This is a genomic window from uncultured Cyclobacterium sp., from assembly GCF_963977555.1.
Classification (GTDB): Bacteria; Bacteroidota; Bacteroidia; order Cytophagales; family Cyclobacteriaceae; genus Cyclobacterium.
The window spans coordinates 19690-44319 of the sequence record NZ_CAXBPD010000012.1 but is presented as its reverse complement, the minus strand read 5'-3'; the positions used below and the strand labels follow the sequence as shown (position 1 = coordinate 44319).

At 38.0% G+C, this 24630-nt stretch carries 16 protein-coding genes; 11 read left to right on the top strand and 5 right to left on the bottom strand.

All coding sequences use genetic code 11. The features are described from left to right. Positions 1-46: 46 nt before the first annotated feature. From AAC073_RS15370 to AAC073_RS15350, 5 genes are all read left to right on the top strand, one after another. A complete protein-coding gene (locus tag AAC073_RS15370) occupies positions 47-1456 on the top strand; it encodes a BNR repeat-containing protein (RefSeq protein ID WP_339924671.1) in 1410 nt (469 codons plus the stop codon). Positions 1457-1569: 113 nt separating this feature from the next. After that, positions 1570-3723 carry a hypothetical protein gene (locus AAC073_RS15365; protein WP_339924670.1) on the top strand — a complete coding sequence of 718 codons (2154 nt, stop codon included), beginning with the start codon at positions 1570-1572 and terminating at the stop codon, positions 3721-3723. 21 nt (positions 3724-3744) lie between these two features. Continuing rightward, on the top strand, positions 3745-5697 hold the full coding sequence (locus AAC073_RS15360) for a heparinase II/III family protein (RefSeq protein ID WP_339924669.1): 1953 nt from the start codon (positions 3745-3747) through the stop codon (positions 5695-5697). A gap of 1117 nt (positions 5698-6814) precedes the next feature. Next, entirely contained in the window at positions 6815-8815 is a 2001-nt protein-coding gene (locus AAC073_RS15355; RefSeq protein WP_339924668.1) for an AIPR family protein, read from the top strand. 554 nt (positions 8816-9369) lie between these two features. Continuing rightward, positions 9370-10980, top strand: coding sequence for an ATP-binding protein (locus tag AAC073_RS15350; RefSeq protein WP_339924667.1), 1611 nt, complete (start codon positions 9370-9372; stop codon positions 10978-10980). 427 nt (positions 10981-11407) lie between these two features. On the opposite strand, the gene AAC073_RS15345 is transcribed toward AAC073_RS15350, so the two are convergent. Further along, positions 11408-11887, bottom strand: coding sequence for a transposase (locus AAC073_RS15345; RefSeq protein WP_339924666.1), 480 nt, complete (start codon positions 11885-11887; stop codon positions 11408-11410). Positions 11888-12587: 700 nt separating this feature from the next. Between AAC073_RS15345 and AAC073_RS15340 the strand changes: the two genes are divergently transcribed. From AAC073_RS15340 to AAC073_RS15315, 6 genes are all read left to right on the top strand, one after another. Beyond that, positions 12588-13568, top strand: coding sequence for an HNH endonuclease signature motif containing protein (locus AAC073_RS15340; protein WP_339924665.1), 981 nt, complete (start codon positions 12588-12590; stop codon positions 13566-13568). A gap of 236 nt (positions 13569-13804) precedes the next feature. Further along, a complete protein-coding gene (locus AAC073_RS15335) occupies positions 13805-14200 on the top strand; it encodes a hypothetical protein (RefSeq protein ID WP_339924664.1) in 396 nt (131 codons plus the stop codon). A gap of 1171 nt (positions 14201-15371) precedes the next feature. Further along, positions 15372-15968 (top strand): hypothetical protein, encoded by a 597-nt coding sequence (locus tag AAC073_RS15330; RefSeq protein WP_339924663.1) that lies wholly within the window; start codon positions 15372-15374, stop codon positions 15966-15968. Between the two features lie 610 nt (positions 15969-16578). Further along, entirely contained in the window at positions 16579-17079 is a 501-nt protein-coding gene (locus tag AAC073_RS15325) for an antitoxin Xre/MbcA/ParS toxin-binding domain-containing protein (RefSeq protein ID WP_339924662.1), read from the top strand. Beyond that, entirely contained in the window at positions 17079-17558 is a 480-nt protein-coding gene (locus tag AAC073_RS15320) for an RES family NAD+ phosphorylase (protein ID WP_339924661.1), read from the top strand. Before AAC073_RS15325 ends, AAC073_RS15320 begins: the two co-directional genes overlap by 1 nt. A 51-nt stretch (positions 17559-17609) precedes the next feature. After that, positions 17610-19046 carry a serine hydrolase domain-containing protein gene (locus AAC073_RS15315; protein ID WP_339924660.1) on the top strand — a complete coding sequence of 479 codons (1437 nt, stop codon included), beginning with the start codon at positions 17610-17612 and terminating at the stop codon, positions 19044-19046. Positions 19047-19757: 711 nt separating this feature from the next. Here AAC073_RS15315 and surE read toward each other — a convergent pair. The 4 genes from surE to dnaG form a co-directional block, all read right to left on the bottom strand. Further along, the gene (gene surE, locus AAC073_RS15310) at positions 19758-20549 is read right to left on the bottom strand and encodes a 5'/3'-nucleotidase SurE (protein ID WP_339924659.1); all 792 of its coding nucleotides are present in this window, start codon (positions 20547-20549) and stop codon (positions 19758-19760) included. Then, positions 20549-21205, bottom strand: coding sequence for a hypothetical protein (locus AAC073_RS15305; RefSeq protein WP_339924658.1), 657 nt, complete (start codon positions 21203-21205; stop codon positions 20549-20551). Before AAC073_RS15305 ends, surE begins: the two co-directional genes overlap by 1 nt. A gap of 83 nt (positions 21206-21288) precedes the next feature. Next, positions 21289-22506, bottom strand: coding sequence for a bifunctional 3,4-dihydroxy-2-butanone-4-phosphate synthase/GTP cyclohydrolase II (locus AAC073_RS15300; RefSeq protein WP_339924657.1), 1218 nt, complete (start codon positions 22504-22506; stop codon positions 21289-21291). A gap of 79 nt (positions 22507-22585) precedes the next feature. Continuing rightward, on the bottom strand, positions 22586-24523 hold the full coding sequence (gene dnaG, locus AAC073_RS15295) for a DNA primase (RefSeq protein ID WP_339924656.1): 1938 nt from the start codon (positions 24521-24523) through the stop codon (positions 22586-22588). Positions 24524-24630: the final 107 nt, after the last annotated feature.

The window sequence follows — 24630 nt, the reverse complement described above, 5'->3', positions numbered from 1 at the left end:
TTAAACTGAACTAGGTACTCCTTATGTTTAAGACAATATAAAAGCTATGAATAGAATATTGAATGTCAATTTGAGCCTCTTAGGGCTTGTGTTTATTGTTTTGGTTTCATGTAATCAGAAAAATCAGGAAGCCTCGAAGGAGCCCATTGTAATAGATGAGCGTGACCAAAAGCTAAACGTAAAAAAGGTAATCCCAATAGATAGCGTATGGGCCGGTCATAGGGTAGGATTTTCCATGCTAACCCATGAAGATCGACAGTACATAGCCTATTACAACAAAGACAGGCACATGACGGTAGGGCAAAGGAATTTGGATGAGGACGAATTTGAATTGTACCAATTACCTGTATTTGATAGGGAAGAAGGGCAAGGGACCAGTACCAAGCTTGGCTGGGATAGCCACAATTCTGTTACCATTGGCATTGATTCAGAAGGATATTTACACCTTGCGGGAAACATGCATGTGCATCCTATTACCTATTTCCGAGGTAGAAAGCCCCATGACATCAGTAGCCTAAAGCAGGAAATGAAGATGGTGGGCGCTAACGAAAAGCGTTGTACTTACCCGCATTTTATGAAAGACAGGGAAGGCCGCTTATTGTTTCACTACAGAGACGGGGGAAGTGGAAATGGCAATGAGATATACAATATTTATGATGTTTCTACAGAAAGGTGGTCCAGGTTATTGGATAGCCCATTGACTGATGGCCAAGGGAAAATGAATGCTTATGCCTCTCAGCCTTCTTTAAGGGAAGACAATTGGTACCATATGTACTGGGTTTGGAGAGATACGCCGGACTGTGAAACCAACCATGACCTGTCCTATATCAAAAGCCCGGACATGAAAAATTGGTACGATGCATTCGGAAATCAAGTGTCCCTTCCAGTTACCATCGATCAGAAAAATGTGGTTGTGGATCCGGTTCCACCAAAGGGTGGCATAATCAACCTTGCTGCCAAGTTATGCTTGGATGAAAACAATGAACCATTGATGGCTTTCCATAAGTATGATGAAAATGGCAACTTACAGTTTTATGTGAGCAGTATTGAAGAAGGCGCTTGGAAAGCCAAACAAGTAACCGACTGGGATTATCGCTGGGAATTTTCCGGTCGGGGAAGTATACCGTCCGAAGTCCGCTTGGGGGATTTTAAACGCAGAGAAGATGGTAATTTTGAATTGGGTTACAAGCACATTAAATATGGAGAGGGAATGTTGCTTCTGGACAAAGATTTAAATGCCATTGGGGAGGTGTTGAAACCGGACAACTTTGGTGCTGACCTTAAACTTGAGGGAGACTTTGAGGGCTTGGAAATAAGGACTACCAATGATTTAGGTGAATCAAAAAATGGAAAAACCTATCGTTTAAAATGGGAAACCCTACCGCCAAACAGAGACAGGGCCTATCCTGAACCTTGGCCAAATCCATCTGTACTTTATTTGTACGAGTTGGAATAGGGGTACTATAAAAGCAACCATTAATATTTGAATGAATGGTTGCTTTTACTTTCAATAGTTGATATAAGGCCTTTGTAAGGGTAAAAAAAAATTTGGTTGCTATCAAAATAAATATGTTCAATATTTCATTAAACGCTATTAAGGTGCTTAGGTTAAATGTGTTGACCCTAAGTCTTTTGCTTCTTCATACCTTAAGCGTCCATGCGCAGCAGGGTTCACATCCTTTTTTGATTGTAAAGGCAGATCAATTTGAACAGCACAGAGAAAAAGCCTACTACGAACCATGGAAATCCATGGCTGCCGATGCTTTTAAGATTACAGAAGAAGGATTCAATAAAGAGGAAATGGGCGCCTATGAATTACAAGATTATATTGGTGCTGTTGCCTTGGCCTATATATTAAATCCGGAAGATAAATCGAGGTATTCTCAAAAGGTTAAAGATTTAATTTTAAATCAATACTCAAAATTAGCACCCACAGAAAAAAGAAACTGGGGTGGTGTTGTTCCGCCTATGAGTTCATTCTTTGTGGCCATCCTGGCACTTGACATTGTATACAATGATTTGACCAAAGAGGAGATTATGGCTTGTGAAAAGCTGATTGAATCCCAAATTTTCAAAATAAACCGTAAAGGCAGTTGGACAGATGTAAGACTGGGTACCCATGGTGTCTGGGACATCTACAAAGGGGATCGAACCGGTCCGGACGATGCCTATTTCCAAGGAATCATGCATCAAATTACTACTGATGGGGTTTCCCCCGTAACGATCCATTACGCTTGGGAAAGAGTAGGGGGCGGAGACAGCCGTATCTCCAAAGCCGGATACATGGATGTTTTAGAATTTACCGGCATAGACAAGAGGTACTATAGCAATGAGAAACTTAAAAAATTCCACCGCTGGTTATTCAGTGCGAGTGTGAACAACAGCAAGGAAATGGCGATCATAGGGGACATGCTTCCTTCCCAGGGCTTGAAAAATGATCTGTTACATACCAGGGTGGGGAATTTTGACGAGCAAGCTGCTGCTTATACCGCCTGGTTTCATGAAGAGGACAAGAAACGCGGCCATATTATCAGTTACCTGCTCCCTCACAATAAATTGCCTTACCCACAATATCCTAAAAGCAGTGTTTATGAAGATGGCGGTGCCTTCTTAAGAGAAAGTGCGAAGAACCCTGAGGGCATCCATGCAGTGCTTTACAATATAAAAGCCCAGGAAGAGTGGCATACCCACCAGGAAGTAAATGGTTTGGCTCTATCCGGTATGGGTAACAGGCTTCTTGTTAATGGAGGCAGGTTGGGCGCTCCAACACGTGCTGCGGCATTGAACAATACCCTAACAATCAATGGGGAAGACCATGCCTCCCGTACCGGCAATGGAATCATTGAAAGTATCAGTAGACCTACCTTCGACTATGCGATGGGAGATGCCGGCGCGGCTTTAACCGGTGCCCAACATTACCGAAGCATGCTGTTGCTGCATGGAACCGAAAATTCCAAGGCCTATGTGCTTTTACTGGATGAGGTAAAGGTAGGGGATGATAAAAAGATTTATTCCTATCTCCATCCTGCCAATCAGACCAAGGTGGATACGGTCCTAGACAATAAATCCTATTTGGCTGCCATTGATCATTTTCCGACGGTGGAGGGGACTTCATTGGAAATCCTGTACCTGACAAGCCCTGAGGTAGTCAACCAAAGTCTGGTAGCCTCTGCAGTGCCTTCACGCTATCCCGACCATCCGGACCATAGTAGGTTGGAAGCGATTTACGCAGCAGATGAGGAAGGGCAAAAGCAAGTGCTAACCTTATTAAACCCTATCCATAATGCCGATGAGCAACTTCAGTGGGAAAACGCCTTTGAAAACGGCTATGAAATCAATAGTATACACCATAGGGATGGGGCCAATGACTTGGTAATAAACCGTGTCAATTCTGAGCATTCATTGGATTTGGAGGATTTTACCTTTCAGGGCGATTTTTTATTGCGAAGAGAAATTAATGGAAATCCCCATTTTCTATTTGCCAAAAATGCCGAGAAATATGCAGACCAAATGCTTGAATTTAAAGCGGATGATAAGGTGACCTTATGGATGGACCGGCAATTTATAAGTGTCATTGCAACTGAAAAAACAGCCTTATACCTAAAAAAGAAGCCTTCAAAAAAGCTATATTTAGCGGATGTTTTGGTGGATGATAAGGGAATAGCAGAAGGATGGATAAAAATAAATCTATCCAAAGGTTCCCATCGACTGTATTACAAGTAATTAAATTAAACCCAAATAAAAATGATAAAATACAAAAATATATTCCTGCTTATTTCAGGGATCTTGTTATCAGCCAACGTGCTGGCCCAGCACTTGGTCAGTGGCAAATACAGCGAACAAGAGCTTGCCGAAGTATTGATTCCATTAAAAGACTGGAAACCCTTCCCGGCTTTGGATGACCGAGAAGCTTGGAGCAAAGCAGACAAAGAGCAAATGGAGTTTTTTCTCGATTATGCCAATGAAAATATCGATTATTCCTGGCCCTATATTCCTGCCACCAAGTCATTGCTGATCCATAGAAATGGAAACAGAACAGAATACCAACAAATTACCTTTGAGAAAAGAAGAATTTTAGGCGCCATGATTTTGGCGGAGCTGTATGAAAATAAGGGAAGGTTTATCGACCCTATTGTCAATGGTGTTTGGTCCATTTGTGAAGAATCTTTTTGGGGCATACCGGCTCATTTACCCAAGTCGGATGAATATTCCGGCTTGATGGATGTGTCCAAGCCTTTTGTGGATTTATTTGTTGCGGAGACCGCCACTTACCTGGCATGGGCAGATTACTTTTTTGGAGAAAAATTTGATGAAATATCTCCTCAAATCAGAAAGAGAATCCGTCATGAAACCACCAACAGGGTTTTCGAACCCTTGATGAACCAGCACCATGGTTGGATGTCTGCCAATGAAAATGGAAGACCTCCTAACAACTGGAATCCATGGATCTGCTCCAACTGGATCAATACCGCCTTATTATTGGAAGACAATGAGGCCAAGAGGGTAGCGCATGTAAACAAGGCCATACAAGTGCTGGACGAATTCCTGACGCCCTATCCCGAGGATGGAGGTTGTGATGAAGGGCCGGGTTATTGGGGAGCGGCAGCTGCTTCCTTGTTTGATAACCTGTCTTTGCTAAATGAAGCCTCCAATGGCGCTTTTCAGTTTGTCTTTGAAGATGAAAAGGTGAAGAACATGGGCCGATTTATCTACAGAGCCCAAATAAGTGATAAATATTTCCTGAATTTTGCAGATGCAAGCCCCACGCCTAAAATGGCAGGGGCCATGATTTACAGGTATGGAAAAGCCATTCAGGATCCTGATATGATGAAGTTTGGGGCTTATTATATCGCAGAAAATGAAAAAGCCTTGCCAAGATTTCATTATTTCAGACATTTCTTTGAAGTGTTTATGCATGATGAATTGGCAGCGGCTGAAAAGGGACTTCCATTACCAAAAGACGTTTGGCTGAAAGACATTCAGGTAATGGTGGCACGGGACCATGAAGGAAGTACAGATGGGTTTTTCCTAGCTGCCAAGGGTGGTCACAATGATGAGAGCCACAACCAAAATGATATCGGCAATTATGTGGTCTATTACGATGGCAATCCCTTGCTTATCGATGTGGGAAGTGGTACTTATACGCGAAGAACCTTCAGTGGAGAGCGGTATTCCATCTGGTTCAACCGTTCCGATTACCACAATATCCCCACCATTAACGGAGCCACTCAAAATCCGGGGATGAAGTATAGGGCAAGTAAGGTTTCCCATGAAGCAAAAAAGAACAGCAGTTCCATGTCTTTGGATATTAGCAAAGCCTACCCTGAGTCCTCCGGACTTGTTTCCTATAAGCGAGACCTGAGCTTAGACAGGGGTAAAAAAGTAACTGTAAGAGATCAGTATCAATTGTCAGCTTCAGGAGCGCTTGTGCAGCATTTGATGACTATCTATCCGGTAGAAGTACTTAAGCCCGGGGTACTTTCCATTGCCTATAAAGGCAAAGATGGACAGGTGGCCCCATTTGAAATCCTTTACAATCCAAAAAACATGGAAGTAGAAGTGGAGAAAATGCCCTACGATATACCGGAGGATGAAGGCGTTAAGGAAAAGTGGGGAGAAAATATCTATAGAATCAACCTAAGCAATAAAGGTGATGTAAAAGCCGGTAAAATGGATTTCACCATCAGGCAGCAATAAATACCAAAAGCCTAAAGGACTACAAATAGAAAAATAAGCGTGGATATCCTTCACGCTTATTGTTTTTTGGCCCACCCTTACCGGAGGCTGAGCTTGTCGAAGCCACCGGTGTCGAAGAACGTTAGAAACTTAACCGATTAAATCTAACCGGATTGATATTTAAGAAAGTTGAAAACTTTCAGCATTGTAGGTCCAAGTTACACTACGTTAAACTTGGACCAGGGGTATCGGAGGCTGAGCTTGTCGAAGCCGTATGGGCCAAAGAGGGGTACTTCGGAAGCGGGGTAGGGTACTTCAGGACTTATCCATTGGGGTTTATAACTTCAATTACTCACCAAACAACAGGGGTGGGGTACCTAAAACTGACAAGCTTGAATATTATTTATTGAATTTTCCGGTTCAGAACTTATATTTTCCACCTTAAACCTGAAAAATTTGACCAAAAACTGACAAGAAAAAGGGTGAAAATCGGAAAATATGACAAAATTTCAGGAAAAGTCTTTGGATAAGGTCAAATTTTCCAGGTTCAGAAGTGGGGAGGGGTACTTCTGAGCTCGAAGATTTCAGCTTTCTTATTCAAGCTTCCACCTTTTTGGTGGAAATTATAAGGTTTTAGCTGATAATTATTTGGTTTTAGCCGGAAAATTCCGCCTTTTTGGCAGCATTTTTTAGGTTTTAACCAAAGCATTTGACCAAAAACTGACAAGAGAGAAGGGGTGAATTAAAGTATTTCAGTGAAATGATGGTTTATATTGGGTAATTAAACTCGGATCATTTAATAGGATTTCCTGAGCTCCCTTATATAGGGTTAAAATCACTAGAGAGTCAGCCGTTAGGAGGTTTCAAGAGTGGAGGTAAATCTTACGAATACGGAAGTAAACATTTAACAAACGCTCACGAGGAAATTGGTATTTCTGTTAATTTTTCTTTAAAAAACCCATTTTAAAGACTGTAAAGGAGTTTTTTATGTAGAAGTTTTTAGTTAGTTTAGGGGGCGTTTAATTGATATATATGTAACTCCCTGGGGAGACTTGTTTATATACAATTGTAATGCCATTATGACCGAGATGAGAGATTGTGAAAAACTTATATCAAGACAATTAATAAAAACTAAATTATGCAAGTAGAACCCATTATCAACGCAAGATTTAAGCAGTTTAGACAGAGAAATGAACTTGAAAACATTCAGGATGGAGAGGCTTTTGAGAGGTTTGTTAATTATACTATATTCTCTCTTCATCAACCTGATGCTTTTAGCGCAGATTCTGAGTTGTTGGATTTTGTTTGTGTTGGTGGCTCAGCAGATATGGGCATTGACGGGATTGCAATTAAGGTAAATGGAATACTCATAAAAACAAAGTCTGATATAAAGGATATAATAAAGAGATTTAAGAGAATTGATGTTGAATTTATCTTTATCCAATCAAAATATAAGCCTAATTTCAACAAAGGAGAGCTAAATAATTTTGTAGATGGAGTTAGGGATTTTCTTTCTGAGGAACATAATTTCCCAATGAATGATGCAGTTAAACAGCAGCTAGAGTTAAAAGAATACATATTGAGCGATGACGTAATAATTATGTGGGAAACAAATCCTCAGGTATCTTTGTACTATGTCGCAATGGGTAGGTGGAGACAAGCTCCTGACCTTATGGGAATACAAACCCAATTCCAGCGAGATTTAAATCGATTAAATGTTTATGAGAAGATAAATTTTCATTTTGTAGATAGTGAAGCTCTTAAGGATATCTATGACAGTATCCAGAATACATTTACAGCAACAATTGACACAAGACATATTATGCCTCTTACAGATGTTGATGACGTATCAAATTCATGTTTGTCAATTGTATTTGGATCTGAATTTATGAAACTTATAAGTACAGAGGATGGCGTAATTCGCAAATCTTTATTTAATGATAATGTTAGGGACTTTCAAGGCATTAACCCTGTTAATTCGGAAATTTATGATACTATAGAAAAGAACCCGGAGCAATTCATTATTCTAAATAATGGGATTACCATTGTCTGTGATGAATTTAAACAAAACAACACAAAGCTTTCAATATCAAATCCGCAAATTGTAAATGGCTGTCAAACTAGCCATGTATTACATGAAGCATTTAAGAGGAATATTAATATTGAAAATGTTCCCATTTCTATAAAATTCATAAGTACAACAAAAGAAGATATTGTTAATGATATTGTCAGAGGTACAAACCGACAAAATATTGTATTAGAGGAAGCTTTTGAAACAACAAAGAAATTTCATAAAGATTTAGAAGAATTTTTTGGGGCTTTCTCTCCAGATTATCAGGTAATTTATTATGAACGTAGATCTAAACAGTTTCAACATAATCCAACGATTAAGCAAACAGAGAAAATAAATCTCAAAGTTCTTACTCAGTATTTTATAGGTATGTTTTTAAATAATCCCCACAATGCACATAGGCACGAATCTATTCTATTAAAGGATTACGGCAATGATATATTTCAAGACGGTCATTCAAAACTACCCTATTTTATTACGGCTTATACATTTTTGCGCCTAGAAAAGTTTATAAGATCGCAAAAATTATCGAATCATATAAAATCATACAAACCGCATATCTTAATGTTGTTTAGAGAAAGTATTGCTGGTTATATTCCGTCTTTCTACAAGGAGAAATCTATTGATTCTCATTGTCAAAGGATTCTTTGTATACTTAAGGATGATGAAATGACTCTTGTCAATTTTACTAGAGTAATTGAGCTATTTGATAGAGCGATGGTTATTTGGGAAAGAGATTTAGGGAAATCGAGGAGAGGCACAAAAGACGTTGAAGCTTTTACAAACCACTTATTAAAAGTTTCTAGAGAGCAATTTGTCCATGAAAAAATTGAACAGGAAACTGATAACGATAAAACATATTCAGGGAAGGTGGTAAACATCATTCGGGATAAATTTGGCAATAAATGTGGTTTTATTCAAAGAGTACCTGAAGACATTTTTTTTCATTCTTTAAGTAATAGCAATATTGATTTTGATTACCTGAGAGGTCGATGGGTCAAGTATAAAGTTGAAAAGAATATTAAAACTAATAGAGAATCAGCAATAGACGTAGAGATAATAAAATAACGAAATACAACATTTTATAAATTCCATGCCAGCCTCAGTGGTACGCCAGCGGCGGATTCCAGCATGTTTTCTTTGACCGTATGCGGAGAGGAAATCACCTGCAATCCGTCGCCACATAACTTATTATTTTCAGTTACCTAAAAGCTGACAAAAAGCCTTCGTACGGTCAAGCACAACTAGTTTTTACCAATGTACAAAGCCAATGCTAATAACCAAAAGAGCTTGCTCTTTCCCATTACAACCTCTGATGAAGTGTCCCTGAAAAACATGGCAGGCAGAGAAAGTGCTACATTCTGTCAAGCTTGCCTATCGGCAGGCAGGAGTGTTTGAAGTATGACAGTCAATCTGAGTTCTGTGGTTATCTGTTTATAGACTGGACGGTTCCGATGATTCGGGATTCAGTCCTGTGTTTTTGGTCCCCGCCCCGTTTAACAGGATACGATTTGATGAAATGGGCGCTGATAGTCTGCTTCTTATTATTATCTTTAGGTATTAATTAAGTAGGCTATCAGGCTCTACTTTACGCAACAAGCTAAAAAACAACAAACTAATCAATGAAGATTAAGAAATTACAATTAAAAAACGGATATAAAAGATTTCACGATTTATCAATTGAATTGGGAGATAAACCGAAAAGAATTATTGCTTTAGTTGGTCCAAATGGCTGCGGAAAAAGTAGTGTAATTGATGGTATGCTTTTTCTTAATAATTCTTGGGGTCAAATTGGAAATAAACAAGTTAAAGACCACACCTATCATTCAATGAATCAAACACCAAATTATGATTTTACTAATGTTACCATTGAATTTGAAAATGGAGATTTTCAAAAAATTAAAGAGGATAGATATAAACTTGGAAAAGAAAAAACAATGTTTTCTTTTAGAAGTCCATATAGATATAATAACACCTTAAAAGTAAAAGAATCAAAAGCAACTTCTGACATAATACTTAATAATTACGGAGCTTCGGCATCATCTGATTTGGATGATAAAATGGAAGAGAATTACAGAAGATTATATATTAAATATAATAATTATCTTAATAAACAAGATTGTACACCAAGTCAAGCAAAAAAGAAAATAGTTGGAGATTTAAACTTGTCTTTACAAAAATGTTTAGACTTGGAAGTTTCGAGTATTGGAAGTATTGAATCAAATGAGGGAACATTATATTTTATCAAAAAAGACCATCCAAGTAGATTTGAATTTAACGTTCTATCTTCTGGTGAAAAAGAAGTTGTAGATATACTTTTAGATTTGTATTTAAGACAGGATGAGTATAATGATACCATTTTTTTACTTGATGAACCTGAATTACATATTAATACAGCCATTCAAAAAAAATTACTAATTGAAATAAACAATCTTATTGGAGCGAATTGTCAAATTTGGATTGCAACACATAGTATTGGCTTTTTAAGAGCTTTACAAGATGATTTAAAAGACGATTGTGATATTATACATTTTGAATCAAACATAGATTGGGCATCAACATCACAAGTAATTAAACCTATTAAAAAGTCATTAAAAAAGTGGGTTGAAATATTTGAAACTGCACTTGATGATTTGACTGGACTTATAAGCCCAAGAAGAATCGTTTATTGTGAAGGATTGGATAAACCCGCTTCAAATGGTTTAGAAAAAGGTTTTGATGCAAAAGTTTTTAATAACATATTTGGAGAAAAGTTTCACGACACACTGTTTATTTCAAGTGGTGGTAATACAGAATTAGACCAAAGAAGTGAAATTGCATTGACCTTATTAACGAAAGTTTTTTCAGATATAGAAATACTCGTTTTTAAGGACAGAGACGTTTCATCAGGAAAATTAAATGATGAGAATGACAGACAAATATATCTTCAAAATAACCCTAATTTTCATAGAATTATGAAGAGATGGGAAATTGAAAATTATTTGTATGACAAAGAAGTTTTAAAATTATACTGTTTAGCAAATAGTTTAACGTTTGACGAAACTGAATATGACAAATTCGTAACCGATATTATAAATCAAAATCTTAAAGATGCAACAGGGAAAATTAAAAACTATTGTGGCATAACAACAAGCATTAATGCAGAAAGGTTTAAAATAACATTATCAGATTTTATGACATCTGATATGAATGTATATAAAGAATTAGAACAATGCATATTTGAAAGAAAATAAAGCCAGTTGCCAACAACTAAGAACTCTGACGACTGAAACAGCCTAGTCTGAATGCAGTGTGAATGCTCATAATGGGTACCTGGTATCATAATACCAAATTAAGGGTAAAAAACTGTACCGAAGCATATACCGAGTTTTATCTGCATCCCTTATGTACGAGAATTTATTTCCGGAAGCAAAAACAAGTCGCTATGCCTGTCTCGCGTTGCAGGACCCCCCTAGGTGTTTATGCCTTCGTGAGCTGGGTGTAGGTTTGCAAAACACCCTTCTATCCTTTCCAATTTGCAATTGGAAATGGACGGAATTACCAATGATCCATGGTTATCAAACCTTCTAATCCAGCATAATTTCATCTGTATATAATTGTTTTTAATGGTCAGATGGAATCTCGCATAGCTGATGATCGTCTAATCGCATGACAATTGGGTTATGCTCGATTTCTTGCACTCGAACACATGTAATCCTCTGGTTTTTCCACGATTCCTGCCCTTACCGGATTCTCATGTATATAATTCATTCTACTTTCAATCATTTCAGTTCGATAAAGTTCGATAGCATGGTTTTCATGTGTCCAAAATTGCATCTCCCCAGTTCTTTTATTAAATATCGCATGATAGGCAAAAATTATCTTCAACCATTCCTTTCTGCTTTCCTGAGGGTTTTCAATTATCAATTTTAGCAATTTCTTGCTTGTAAATTTCTTAAAATCACGCACCCATCCTGATAAATTCGCATCTTTTTGTTGAACAACCAAGTGAAGGTGATTGGTCATGATGACATAACCAAAGAAGAAAAGTCCCTTTTCTTTTCTACAATAATCCAGATTTTCCAAGATAAAATCTCGATAGACTTTTCTTGAAAACACATCTGTCCATCCCACCACTTGGAATGTTAAAAAATAGGGCATTTCATCTGTTTCTATTTGTTATTCAAAGGCCATATGGAATCTCGCTACGATAATCATCCTTTGGCATTACGATTTCATCATGCTCGATTTCCTGATCTCTTATTTGATAAGCCTCTCCCATAACTAAAAATAGTCTATCCTTGAATGAATTGCAAATGAATGCTGCCCGAGTGTGTTTTTGATTAGGATAGGGTCTCCAATTTCAGTACAGTATTCAAAATTTTGTCCATTTTTTTACATAAAGGGGGTCTTCAGAAGCCATTGCAAATGGCATATAAAAGATGTCGACTTCAAAGTAAGTTAGGAATAAAAGGGTGTAGAGGATTCTACACCCAGCCGGGGTGAAATTTTAAAAAAGTTTACGAATTGATTGGCTAATAGTGCTTTTAAATCCTTCTCTCGATGGTTCTTGAGGCCAGGAAACCGAAGACAGAGGTGTTCCAACGCATCCATAGAAGTCATTTCGATCAAAAGTTATGGTCCGTGGTTTTGAGAAAGTGTGGTTATTGAATTTCAACATAGAAGGTTATCGGTAAGTCGTTTTAGGGAAAATTTCATAGCTTGCTTTGTAATTTACAGGGTTCTGTGTGATGAAGGGGGCGCTGATAGTTTACTGCTTATTATTATCTTTATAGGTAATTAAATATAGTAGCCTATCAGGCTCTATCTACTTCCTAATTATGAAAATTTTTTATTAAATATGAATGATGAGCTTTTAGACATATTTAAAATAGAAAAAACATGTAAATATCGTGGAGAAGTTTATCATGTTAGAGATAATGGAGCTATTTATAGATGCAGAAGATCTGGTAAAAGGAAAAGGCCTTTAGATGAAAAATGGATTTTTGGAAATCCTAACAAACTAACTGGCTATATGAATATTGCATCTGAAACAGTGCATAGAATTGTAGCAACCGCATTTCATGGGCCACAACCGTCAGAAGACCACATTGTTGACCATTTTGATACAAATCGACAAAATAATCGACCTGAAAATTTGGCCTGGGTAACTCGACTTGAAAATATTTTATTAAACCCTACAACTGCACGTCGAATCAAGATTTCATATGGTAGCATCGAGAATTTTCTAAAAGACCCATCTCGGCCCATATCAGGAAACCTTGATCCAAGATTAGAGTGGATGCGTCCGGTCACAAAAGAAGAGGCTGATCATTCACGACAAAGATTTCTTGATTGGGCAAACAGTGGTAAAATCCCCTCAGGAGGTATTCTTGGAGATTGGCTCTACGAATTACCAAATGAACCATATTGCGAAGAACCATTATCAGAAGTTTTGATCGAGTCTAAAACCCCTGGAGCGATTCAAAAAAGCTGGAAAACACCGAGTGAGTTTCCACTTTGTCCTTCTAACCTTACAAAGAATGCCTTACAATATTATCACCAACGTACTAAAGAAGGAGATGTGTTTGCTCGTAATAACTTTGGTGAATCGAAAGTTGTTAGCGCAGCGCTTTCTGAAAAGTCGGATGCATTACTAGTGATGTGTCATCATCATGGCACAATAAAAGAATGGTCGCTGGTAAAAGTCTCAATTGATGACCACCTTTTCATTCATGAAAATTTAGGGACATTTTTTCAGTTGGAAGGCGCAAAGAAGCAATTCACACTTGAACGTGGATTAAAATGGGAGGGTGGTGATACCATAGATGATAATTGTTGACCGAGAAGGATGAAAAATAGGCACATAGTAATGTACACTTGTGCTGGGTAGATACATCTGAAAAGCAAATTAAAAAGGCTGTCGGTAAGCCGAAAAAGGGAAAAATTCCCTGTAATTAACAGGGCACGGTTAAATAAAGTGTTGCTGATTCTTTGCATCTTCTTGTTATCTTTATAGGTATGGATAGGGAAGGCTATCAGGTACTTCGCTACCCTGCGAGCATAAACCGAACGAAAATGGAAAAAATAGAATTTGATGGTGGAATTAACATCGCGATAAAAATCCCGAAAGCTAAATATGAAAAAACAGTTGAATTTTACCGTGACATACTCCAACTAAGTGTGATTGAAAAGCCGATTAACACTCCAACTGTTTCACGTACCCACCTGGTGAAATTTGGTCAGAATAGGCTATGGTTGGATTGCGTGGACAATTACACCCATTCAGAAACCTGGCTTGAATTAAAAACCCCTGACGTTGAAAAGGCGACTGAATACTTAAAAGACAAGGGAGTGGAAACTTGCGATGAATTGGAACAAATACCTAAAGAAAACCATTGGATTATGGACCCGGCAGGCACCGTTTTTATAGTTGGGAAAGATAGCTCAGCAGGCCCCGGCCTAAATGCCTGATCCGGGAATAGCCCTTTAGTCTTATTTCCGGATGCCAGAAACTAGGTTCTGCACCCAAATTGAGCTCCTATAATGGTCTCTAATACATACTTAGGGAGGAATTTTCTTAGAGGAAGCCGTGGGAGTCCTCAACAAGATGAGACCGCCTCTCCCTTCCCCAACGTAGACCCACAAATAGGTACTGACGAGATAGTAATTTTTAATGGAATTATTAATACTGGGGCGCGGTGGCCGGGCTAAAACTACGAGGTGGCGTTGGGCCTTGTTTTAGGAGATTTCTTTTGGCTAGATTTTTCTTTGGTTCGTTTCTTTTCATCAATGGAAAAGAAATGAACGGATAAATATTAAATATGCCTTTACCTTAGCCAAAACTGTAATAATAAGCCCAGCATCTCAATTTCCTATATCTATGCCAAAATATTTACTATTGCATTTGTCACTTTTTTGCTGCAGGCCCAAAAAGTAACCAAAAAAGCCCGCCGCTGAGTATCTTTTCGGCTAAAATTTAAGGCCTCCCGCACACAGGCAAACTCCTTGTTTTTGGTATTTCAGTTTGTATTATTTCATGTTAGCTACATGGTCCAAAAACTTCGTCAAACAGTGCCTGTGCCCTTGCCAACCCAGCTTAAATTTCTTAACGCCAAAAATCTACAAGGCGGAAAATAATTTAACATATGACCTGAACCTAATTCAGCTTTATTAACACGTCATTGGTAGGGAGGAATTTTCTTAGAGGAAGCTGAGGGAATACCTACAAGCTGCCCCCCCCTAATCCTTTCCTGCCTTAGTAAGCCCCAAAAAGGGTTCGGAGTGTCCACCTACCGGTTTTTAAAGATAATTTAAATAGAGCTGAGGTTCTTATTATTATCTTTATAGGCGAATGGTTAGGGTGAGCTGTCTTGGGCTACTCTTCTTAGCAATACTATAGAACAGAACCCAACTTGAAACAATTCATAAGATTATATCTTAAGGGGTAGGTAGAAGTGGTTAAGCGCAGTAGCCATATAAAGAACGCTTCCGGTAAGCTAATAAGGAATACTTTCCTGTATTTAAAAGGATATGATTTGATTAGGAGGGCCTTGATCCTCAGCTTCTTATTATTTTATTATCTTTATAGGTATTTATTTAGTAGGCTATCAGGGGCTCCGCTGCTGTAAAATGTGAACGAACTATGAATAAAAGACTTCTATCCCTATTTCTAATTTACATTTTTCAATTTCTTGCGACCTCTTGCGTCTCATTTTTTTGCGATTGTGACCGTGCAATAACTTATGAGAGAACATATAAAGGATTTGAATTAAATGCTTTTTTTACATCTGATTTTCAAAACACAGAGCTGTCTAATACTGATAATAAAAACAACTCATTTGGGTTAATGGTTTTCGTTGAGGATGAATTAAATCAAATCACCTATTTGAAATCTAAATTAGATTTTAGTTCTTTTGGATTTACTTCAGCTTACGCTTGTAGTTGTGCCTTTGATCAATATATCAACGTTGACCCTATTGAATATATAGAAATTGGAGTAACTGACAGCCAATCACAAGAAATAACCAATGTTACAGCTAACTTTACGATCTTTGATTTAAATGGAAAACAAACAACTATCAGTAAATTATTTGAAAATAGAATTTATCAGCATGATAAATTTCAGTTAATTATGATGGAATACGACAACATTCCTGATTCTTCGATTTTTACAGTCAAAATAGTTTTAGAATCTGGAACTGAATTGATTCAACAGACACAGGAAATAAACTTTAAATAAAAAAACCTATTTACAATAACAAAGCATTCTGACGGCTGGCCCTTCCGCCCATCGACCCTTCGACAGGCTCAGGGACCACAGGCTCAGGGACCACAGGCTCAGGGACAGTTCTCAGGGGCCGGTACAATGAATTTTTGTAATGCAATTTTTATGGGGAAGGGGGTTTCCCACATTTGTTTTTTAGCAATTAGAGAATAAAAAAACCTAAGGCATAGGTGTTCCAAGACTTCTAGTGAAGCCATTTTGAAAAATAGGTGTAATTGGCGGATTTCTGGTTTAGGAAGCTTATAAAAAGGTGGTCCTCGCTCCGGGCCGATTAGACTAGTTGTAATAAGCGTTTCATTTGCACAGCAGTGGCACCTTTCAGGATTGTAATTAAGCTTTTCCTTGGCAATCTGTATCCAAGAGTATTTAGCTTTATGCCACTTAGGTTGGTTTATCCCTTTATTCTTATTTCCCGATGCCAGAATATAGGTTCTACACCCAAATCGCGCTCGTATAATGCACTTAATAAATGCTAGCGGACCTTACAAGGGCTTTAGCATTTATTTCTTATTGAAATTTTAAGCAGAGCAATTTTGTTGCTATATTACAATAGAATTGCTTAAATATGGAAACACAATCTCAAAAAGTCACGAAATTCGACACGGAAAAAAGTGTCAAGCGAGCAAGAGCTACAAGAGAAAAGAGGTCTGGTTGGATTATTAAAGTTCCAGGTGGAGAATATGCCTGGACCAATAAGATGGAACGGGTGGATATTATTAGAAGAGGGCTTCCTTATGACTCAATTGAAGTAATTAGCAATAGAACTGATCTTCCTATAAAACAAGTTTTAACCATTTTTGGTGTGCCTCAAACTACTTACAACAAAAAGAAAAGGGGAAAAGAATTATTAAGTGGTAGAGATAGTGAGGTGGTATTACTGTTAACAGAACTTCTTGATTTTGGGTTGGAAGTCTTTAATCATGAACCCGAAAAGTTTCAAAGATGGCTTAAGAAGCCAAATTTATCTTTAGGTGGCGTAAAACCGGAGAGCTTATTCGATTCGGTTACAGGTATTCAAGAGGTGAAAAATGCCCTTAATAGACTTGAATATGGCAATATGGCGTAATGAGGGTTTACAGAGTTGAACGGAAAAAACACCTAAAAACCACCCTGAAAGGAATTGGGGCAGCTTTGACAGAAGGATATAGATGGAATAGCCTTAACACCTATCTAGTTTATACCGCAGAATCTCGTGCATTAGCAACTTTGGAGGTCTCGGTTCATTTGGACTTAAATGAAGACTTACCAAATGACAGGTATTATGTTGAAGTTGATATTCCGGATGACATCCAAATCCTTGAAATTGATCCGGCAGCCTTACCGGAAAACTGGGATTCAAGACCTCCAATTTTAGAAACGCAATTTATAGGAGACGATTTTGTAAAAGAGGGTGGAGCAGCCGTATTAAAAGTACCAAGCTGCATTGTTAACCAAGAGTACAATTATTTAATTAATCCCAACCACTCGGATTTTTCTCGAATAAAAGTGATTGCTGAAGCAGCCATGAAATTTGATCCTAGAATAAAACAAGATGCCAAGAAATGATATAGCACATACCTTTACTCTACCAGGTGATTTTCTAAAACAATTACAATTATGAATTATATTAGAGCTTTTAGTTATTTTTCAATTCTAATAATTTCCTTATCACTCTTCCCATCCAAGCTATTTGCACAAACCGGTTTTTCAAATGAATTGGAACCAAGAATAGATAGTATTTTTAAAGATTTCAATGCTATAAATAAACCCGGAGCCACTGTGGCGGTTGTTAAAAATCAAGAAATCATCTTTAAAAAGGGTTACGGAAGTGCTAATTTAGAGTATGACATTCCAAATTCACCTGCTACAATTTTTCATATTGCTTCTGTTTCCAAGCAATTTACGGTATTCTCAATCCTATTATTAGAAAAAGAAGGGGAGTTGTCTTTTGATGATGATATCCGCATACACATTCCCGAGGTTCCTGATTTCGGAAAAACAATTACTTTAAGACATTTGGCGTCTCATACAAGTGGAATGAGAGATCAATGGGCTTTGCTAGATTTGGCCGGATGGAGAGCTGATGATGTTATCACAAAAGAACACATCTTAAAATTGGTCTCCCAGCAAAAAGAATTGAATTTTAATCCCGGTGAAGCTTATATGTATTGTAATACAGGTTTTACACTATTAGCAGAAGTTGTTGCAAGGGTTTCCGGTAAAACATTTGCAGCATTTACTGAAGAAAAAATTTTTAAACCCTTGCGTATGTCCAATACACTTTTTTATGATGACCATGAAAAAATTGTAAAAAACCGCGCCTATTCTTATCAGGCCGGACCTGGCAATAACTACAAAAAAAGTGTCTTAAATTTCGCCAATGTTGGGGCAACTAGTTTATTTACAACGGTCGAAGATTTGGCACTATGGGCTATGAATTTCTCATCACCTACTGTAGGTGATAAAGCCATAATCGACAAGATGAATACGCCGGCCCTGCTTAGTAACGGTGAAACTTTTGGCGGTGCTTATGGTCAATTTAATAATACTTATAAAGGTTTAAATCAAATTCAGCATGGTGGTGCTGATGCCGGTTATCGAAGTTATCTTGGTAGATTTCCGGAGCAAAACTTTGCGGTTATGGTCTTTAGCAACTTCGCTCAATCTAACCCCAAGAATTTAGCACTTCAGGTGGCTGATCTTTATTTGGAGGATGCTTTTGAGAAACAAACAGCTGCAGCAACGAATGCTGATGAGCCAATTGTATCTCAGGAGCTCACGCCACCAAATTATGAGGTTTCGGATCTTAAAGAATTTGTAGGAGTGTATTTTAGTCCTGAGTTAAATACAACTTACGAAGCTGTTTTAAAGGAAGGTAAATTGACGATTAAGCATGCCCGTGCCAGTGATTTTGTGATTTCGGTAGCTAAAAGAGATCTGTTTCTTTATGAAGGAAAAAGTTTTATGTTTGAGAGGGATGATAATCAGCTAATAACCGGCTTTAGGGTTTCAGCCGGACGCGTTAAAAATTTGTGGTTTAAAAAAGTAAAATAATTGACTTATTCCACAGAGGTGGCTGAGCTTGTCGAAGTCATCTGAATCGAAGTCCAGAGACAAACTATTTGACAATAGCTACCTGAATTGAACTCAGGGTTTATTCATGAAAGTTGAAAACTTTCAGCATTTAAGGACCAAGTTACACTTCGCTAAACTTGGACCAGTATGTGACCAGACTGTGCAATTTAATACCTAAAAATTGATCTTAATTGCAAAACTGGGAAGCCTGGAGGGCTTCAACAATATTAACCACGGGTGGCAACCCGTGGACAGGGAAGACCCTGTCAACTCCCAACCCCGAAGCGGGTTGAACAAAGTCCCTGTATCGGTATGTTCAAGCCCTACAGGGTTGTAAGTAAGGTGTTTTCTTCTGTCCGTGAGTTGACACTCACGGTTATTATGGTTCAGACCCTCCAGGTCTGGGTTCTTTTAGTAAATTGTTTGATATTTTAATTGAATCATTTCAGCGGATGTGTTTAATAACTAGAATTCTAAAGGAGATCGAAGTATATGAATCCCATTTAAAAATAGGGAAACTTAAATACTCGCCTGAAATGGATGAACTTTTAGATTTCCCAGATTATTTATCAAAATTAATTCCCGAAATAAAGCGTTTAAAATAATTCTTGGACTCAACATCCTTAAAAAAAAGTGCCGATTCTTAAACCGGCACTTTTTTGTTTATTTATGTTTTGCCTGTTGCAAGTACTATAAATTCGCTTTTAAGTCTTCCCAATTCCAGTCATTGTTGATTTGAGAGATGGCATGGTGTGCCGTCATATCAAATTGACAAGGCACCACGGAGACATAATTGTTGGCGATAGCCCACTCATCATTGTCTTCTCCCTTATCAAAATTGACAAAATTACCTGCCATCCAAAAGTATTTGCGCCCATTCGGATCGTACCTTTCTTCAAAATCTTCCTGCCACTTGGCCCTTGCCTGTCTACAAATTTTAATTCCTTTTAAGGGCTCATTTCTTTTGGGAGGGAAATTTACATTCAGCGCTACCCCTTTAGGGATTCCATTTTCCAATACCTGACGGGCTATTTGAGTGACGTAATCCTTCACGTGAGAAAAATCTGCTTTGGCACTGTAATCGCATAAACTAAAGCCTATGGAGGGAATGCCTTCAATAGCTCCCTCAATGGCCGCAGACATCGTTCCTGAATAAAGCACACTTATAGAGGTGTTGCTACCATGATTGATACCACTAACAACTAGATCAGGTTGCCTGTCTTTCAATACATAATGTTTGGCCAGTTTGACACAATCTACCGGGGTTCCACTGGATTTATAGGCCGTAACTTCAGGGAATATTTCTTCTTCTGCAAGCCTTAATGTATTTCCTATGGTGATGGCATGACCCATGCCAGATTGAGGACTATCAGGAGCAACCACAACGACCTCTCCCAGCTCCTTCATTACTTCTACTAATACACGTATTCCTTTAGATGTTATTCCATCATCGTTGGAAACTAAAATTAAAGGTTTTGACATTAAGAATTACTTTTTAATTGATTGTAATAAGCTGTGATTCTCAAAAGATCTCCTCTTTTGTCATGGTGAAGTTTGTTTTTCCTCATGTACAATTTCATCTCCGAAGACCTGTCTTCCATGACATCTTTGAGCAATACATTTTTCTTTTGATTGTATTTGAATATTTTTTGATCTTGGAGAAAATAGAAATTAAAGTCTAATCTGCTAAAACCTCTTCCCATACCTATAGGCATGCCCCACATGGGGTTCATGTACATGCTTCTCATTCCATAAGAATTGAAACCTCTGTTATCCGTAGCGATAAACTCACGACACAAGAGCGTGATATCTTCTCCCTCAGTAAGCAATTCAAAGAAAATAGGGGTTTTATAATCTGAATTCAAAGCATATGGGAGACTATAAAAAGTCCTAATTCCACCATATACTTCATCAAAGATTTCAAAATAGGTGATAGAAGCAGAACTAAAGGTTTCTACAGTATTCCCTTGTACCAATACCACGTTAGCTTCTAAATCATACTTTAACTTTCCTTCATACATTTGACCAGAACTCAGAAACACTTTTCCCGGATGCCAAACCTGGGAAGGGAACTCCTGAGCCATAGACATGCCCGAAAGAAGTAGTAAAAACGCGATTATATTTATGGATTTTTTCATGACAAGTTCAGTTTTGATTCTACTCTAAATACGTAAAAAAAGTATTTTGTGTTGAATGAGCTGCGAAATAATGTCACAAAGGGCTAGCTTTTCATTATTTGATGGCCCATTTTATCTCTTTTGGTCTTAAGGTAATTTTCATTATGAGGATTAGAACCTATTTCCAAAGGAACAGTCCCCACTATCTCAAGTCCATAACCAGATAAGCCAACTCTTTTAGTAGGATTGTTTGTGATAAGACTAATTTTACATACCCCTAAGTCCCTAAGGATCTGAGCACCTACGCCATAATCTCTTTTGTCCATCGGAAAGCCCAGGGCAAGATTTGCTTGCACCGTATCCATGCCTTCTTCTTGCAGTTTGTAGGCCTTTAATTTATTTATTAGACCTATGCCTCTACCTTCCTGGTTCATGTAGAGAACTATTCCTTTTCCATTTTCTTCAACCAATTTCATGGCTTCATGAAGTTGAGGACCGCAATCACACCTGCACGAGCCAAATATATCGCCCGTGATACAGGAAGAGTGCACCCTTACCATCACGGTTTCACCTTCTTCCCATTCTCCTTTAATTAAAGCCATATGCACCTCACCAGTATTGGTTTGCCTGTATGCAATAAGCTTAAAGTCGCCATATTCGGTAGGCATTTCTACACCAATTTCCCTTTTTATCAAGCTATCATTCTTAAGGCGATAGGCAATTAGGTCTTTTATGGAAATCAGTTTTAAGTCGAACTTTTTAGCTACATGAACCAGATCCGATAGCCTGGCCATGGTACCGTCTTCATTCATGATTTCAACCAAAACTCCAGCTGGCTGAAGTCCGGCCAAACGTGATAAATCTATAGCAGCTTCAGTATGTCCTGATCTTCGCAATACACCACCTCTTTTAGCTTTAAGGGGGAAAATATGACCTGGTTTACCCAGTTCTTCAGGATTTATATTTGGGTCAATTAAAGCTTTTATTGTCTTTGAACGGTCACTGGCAGATATGCCGGTAGTGCAACCATGACCGACAAGGTCAACAGAAACGGTGAAAGGAGTTTCAAATGCGGCCGTATTGGTGCCTACCATCAATTCAAGTCCAAGCGCTTCGCATCTGTCCTCTACCAAAGGGGCACAAATTAAGCCTCGGCCATGCGTAGCCATGAAGTTTATTATTTCAGGGGTTACTTTTTCTGCTGCACAAACAAAATCACCTTCATTTTCACGGTCATCATCATCTACAACTATTACGATCTCTCCGTTTTTTATTGCCGCTATCGCGTCTTCTATTGGATCCAGATAAACAGTATCTTTCATTTTAATTTATAAAGTCTAATATATGTAATTGCAAAATTACGATTATTTATTCTACTAACCCTTTTTACCAAATTTTAGTTTAGTTTTTGGAAGGAACGACATTTCCCAATTCACGGTCGATTTGGGATTTTAACTGTGTTAACTCCATGTGCATCGTCAATAATGCATCGATTTCACCTTCTTTGGCTAGCTTGATTTTTTCCTCTAGCTCATCCCGCATTCTTTTAAGATAAGCACTTTTGAGTTTTAGTGATGCTTTATAGGTGGTCTCAGAAAGGTCATCCGATTCTCTTTTAGAAAAAATTTGGTGTTTCGTTTCCCAATTTTTCGATACCTCCCTGGTAGGGGCGATCATGTCAATGACCTCTTGTTTTATTTTTGTATTTTGAATTTTAAGGAAATAGTCAAATTTGGGTAATAAACCCTGTCTCAAAGCATTTTTATAATGATCAAGCAATTCTTGATAGATTGGCGTGCTGAATTTTAGCTCTTTAATTTCTTCAAGTAGGTACTCACATACATGCATTTCCTCTGAGACCATCTCAAAGCCGTAATTGATCAATATCCTAATAAGTTCTCTCTCCTCTTTAAAGGAACGAGGTTGGATTTTGATGTTTTCTTCCTCAGGTGATCCAGGTAAGAATGCTTCAATTGGGCTCGAATCAGCCTCTTTTTGAAACTTTGAAGGCTTGGTTTTTTGTTGATTTTTAAGTAATTGTCTGTTTAGCTCTGTGAGTAAAATATCCTCCTCCATACCCAACAGTCGGGCGGACTCTTTTGCATAAACGGATCTGATAATTGGGTCTGGTACCTTGGAGATACTAAGCACTACCTGTCGAATAGCTTCAGCTTTTTTGATAGGGTCGTCTGCTGCGTCTTTTGCAAAAAGGTCTATTTTAAAATGTATAAAATCCTTTTCTTCCTTTTCAAGAAATTTACGAAATCCCTCTTTCCCAGATTTTCGGGCAAAACTATCTGGATCCTCGTTGGGAGGGAAAACCACAGCTTTCACGTTCAATCCCCCTTCAAGTAACATGTCTATGCCTCTTAAGGAAGCATTGATGCCAGCATCATCGCCATCATAAAGTACAGTGACCTGATCTGTAAATCTTTTGATTAGCTTGATTTGACTTTCAGTAAGTGAAGTCCCTGATGAGGCCACTACATTTTCCACACCTACCATGTGCATGGAAATCACATCTGTATACCCCTCTACTAGGTAACATTTATCAGTTTGGCGAATGGATTGTTTTGCCTGATAAATACCATAAAGAACATCACTTTTATGGTAAATGACTGTTTCTGGAGAGTTAATGTATTTAGGCTGCTTTTTATCCTTAGTCATAATCCTGGCACCAAAAGCAATTGCTTTTCCGCTCAGGTTATGGATAGGGAACATCACTCTGCCCCTAAATCTATCGTAAAAATTTCCCGGTTTGTTTTCTCGCTCGAGTATTAGCCCGGCTTTAAGTAGATTGGATTCTTCAAACCCGGCTCCATTTGCTTTTTTTAGTAGATGGTCCCAACCGTCCAGAGAATAACCTAGTTCAAATTTCTCTATGGTAGCTGGATCAAATCCACGTTCCTTTAAATAGCTAAGTCCAATGGATGCCCCTTCTCCAGATTCCAGGTTTTTGTGGAAAAAATCTTTGGCATAATTCAGGGCAATGTATAGACTCTCTTTTTCATTGTACTCCTGAATATCTGCAGGATCAAGATTGTTTTCTTCTTCTACCTCTATCCCGTACTTTTTTGCTAGGTGCCGAATGGCTTCCGTAAATCCCAGCCCCTCAATATCCATAATGAATTGTATGGGGTCACCAGCTTTTCCACAACCAAAGCATTTGTAGATTTGCTTGGCAGGTGAAACGGAAAAAGAAGGGGTGCTTTCTTGGTGAAATGGACAACATGCCCAGAGGTTTTGCCCTTTTCTTTTCAGCGGGACATAATCATTAACTACTTCTTCTATGTCTACCTGCTCTCTTACTTTATCCGTTGTCTGATTAGATATGGCCATAATTTTCTATCGAAGTGTAAAGATAATATTTATGCAGACCAACAGGTATCAAAAGTAGAAACTATTTCATCGGCCTCTATTATAAAGCTAATTTTAGACCCTTTCAT

What these genes read in the sequence shown, in the direction of transcription:
- AAC073_RS15330 (WP_339924663.1), top strand. Translation starts at nt 15,372, where the DNA reads ATGAATAAAAGACTTCTATCCCTATTTCTAATTTACATTTTTCAATTT.
- AAC073_RS15335 (WP_339924664.1), top strand. Translation starts at nt 13,805, where the DNA reads ATGGAAAAAATAGAATTTGATGGTGGAATTAACATCGCGATAAAAATC.
- AAC073_RS15355 (WP_339924668.1), top strand. Translation starts at nt 6,815, where the DNA reads ATGCAAGTAGAACCCATTATCAACGCAAGATTTAAGCAGTTTAGACAG.
- surE (WP_339924659.1), bottom strand. Translation starts at nt 20,549, where the DNA reads ATGTCAAAACCTTTAATTTTAGTTTCCAACGATGATGGAATAACATCT.
- AAC073_RS15325 (WP_339924662.1), top strand. Translation starts at nt 16,579, where the DNA reads ATGGAAACACAATCTCAAAAAGTCACGAAATTCGACACGGAAAAAAGT.
- dnaG (WP_339924656.1), bottom strand. Translation starts at nt 24,523, where the DNA reads ATGGCCATATCTAATCAGACAACGGATAAAGTAAGAGAGCAGGTAGAC.
- AAC073_RS15365 (WP_339924670.1), top strand. Translation starts at nt 1,570, where the DNA reads ATGTTCAATATTTCATTAAACGCTATTAAGGTGCTTAGGTTAAATGTG.
- AAC073_RS15340 (WP_339924665.1), top strand. Translation starts at nt 12,588, where the DNA reads ATGAATGATGAGCTTTTAGACATATTTAAAATAGAAAAAACATGTAAA.
- AAC073_RS15360 (WP_339924669.1), top strand. Translation starts at nt 3,745, where the DNA reads ATGATAAAATACAAAAATATATTCCTGCTTATTTCAGGGATCTTGTTA.
- AAC073_RS15350 (WP_339924667.1), top strand. Translation starts at nt 9,370, where the DNA reads ATGAAGATTAAGAAATTACAATTAAAAAACGGATATAAAAGATTTCAC.
- AAC073_RS15370 (WP_339924671.1), top strand. Translation starts at nt 47, where the DNA reads ATGAATAGAATATTGAATGTCAATTTGAGCCTCTTAGGGCTTGTGTTT.
- AAC073_RS15315 (WP_339924660.1), top strand. Translation starts at nt 17,610, where the DNA reads ATGAATTATATTAGAGCTTTTAGTTATTTTTCAATTCTAATAATTTCC.
- AAC073_RS15300 (WP_339924657.1), bottom strand. Translation starts at nt 22,506, where the DNA reads ATGAAAGATACTGTTTATCTGGATCCAATAGAAGACGCGATAGCGGCA.
- AAC073_RS15320 (WP_339924661.1), top strand. Translation starts at nt 17,079, where the DNA reads ATGAGGGTTTACAGAGTTGAACGGAAAAAACACCTAAAAACCACCCTG.
- AAC073_RS15305 (WP_339924658.1), bottom strand. Translation starts at nt 21,205, where the DNA reads ATGAAAAAATCCATAAATATAATCGCGTTTTTACTACTTCTTTCGGGC.
- AAC073_RS15345 (WP_339924666.1), bottom strand. Translation starts at nt 11,887, where the DNA reads ATGCCCTATTTTTTAACATTCCAAGTGGTGGGATGGACAGATGTGTTT.